Source organism: Streptomyces spiralis (genome assembly GCF_014654675.1).
Lineage (GTDB): Bacteria > Actinomycetota > Actinomycetes > Streptomycetales > Streptomycetaceae > Streptomyces > Streptomyces spiralis.
Map to the genome: position 1 here is coordinate 1 of NZ_BNBC01000146.1, position 977 is coordinate 977.

Here is a 977-nt window from a genome sequence, read left to right on the forward strand (position 1 = left end):
ACGCCGAACTGGGTGGACCAGAACATCGGCAGCCACAGGTGCGGACGGCGATCCGGACCCGCACAGAGCATGTTGTGGGCGGCGATCTCGGCCTGTTCGACCGCGTTGCCCCAGTGTTCCAGCGCCAGGAACTGGTAGTCGAACAGCGGGTGGGGGCTGCGGGCGACGTCACCTACGGCGTAGATGTCGTCGGTGACGATGCCGTTGACGTCGAACACCCGACACCCGGCGTCGCACGCGATCCCCCGAGGACCTGCGGCCACCCCCGAGCCGGCGAGCCATTCCGTGTTCCGCATGGCACCCAGCGAGACGACCGCCACGTCCACGTCGATCGCCGAACCGTCGGACAGATGGGCACGCCTGAGTCGCCCCACATCGTCGCCCTCCAGGGCGGTGACGCTGACACCGCAGCGCAGGTCGACTCCGTGCTTGCGCTGCAGCCGGTCCGCGACCGCGCCGATCACTCCACCGAGCGCGCCCACCAGCGGTGCCGGGCCGCGCTCGGCGACAGTGACCTGAAGGCCCAGCTCCCGGCAGGCGGAGGCGACCTCCGAGCCCGTGAAACCGGCGCCGATCACCAGCACCCGGGACACGCCCCCGGTCAGCTTCCGGCGCAGGCGGGCGGAGTCATCGCGGGTACGCAGCCCGAACACCCCGTCCAACGCGGCCTCTTCCGGGTGGAACCAGGGCCGTGCTCTGGTCCCGGTGGTGATCAGCAGGCGGTCGTAGGGGACGGTGTCGCCGTTCGCCAGGCGTACCTGCTTGGCGGCCCGGTCCAGGCTCTCGGCGGCGACGCCCAGACACCATTCGGCGTCGATGTCGCGCCGCCGCGGCAGCGCGGTGTCCTCGGGCCGTGCCCGCCCGAGCAACGCCTGCTTGGACAGCGGCGGCCGGTCGTAGGGCTCGTACGGCTCATCGCCGATCATCGTCAGCGATCCGGTGAACCCCTGCTCGCGCAGCGTCTCCGCCGCACGCAG

The 977-nt window shown here is 71.4% G+C and carries 1 protein-coding gene; it reads right to left on the bottom strand.

The window, feature by feature from the left end; all coding sequences use genetic code 11:
* Positions 1-977, bottom strand: a 977-nt coding sequence (locus tag IE318_RS44405) for an NAD(P)/FAD-dependent oxidoreductase (RefSeq protein ID WP_189908493.1), incomplete at both ends; no start/stop codon positions are given.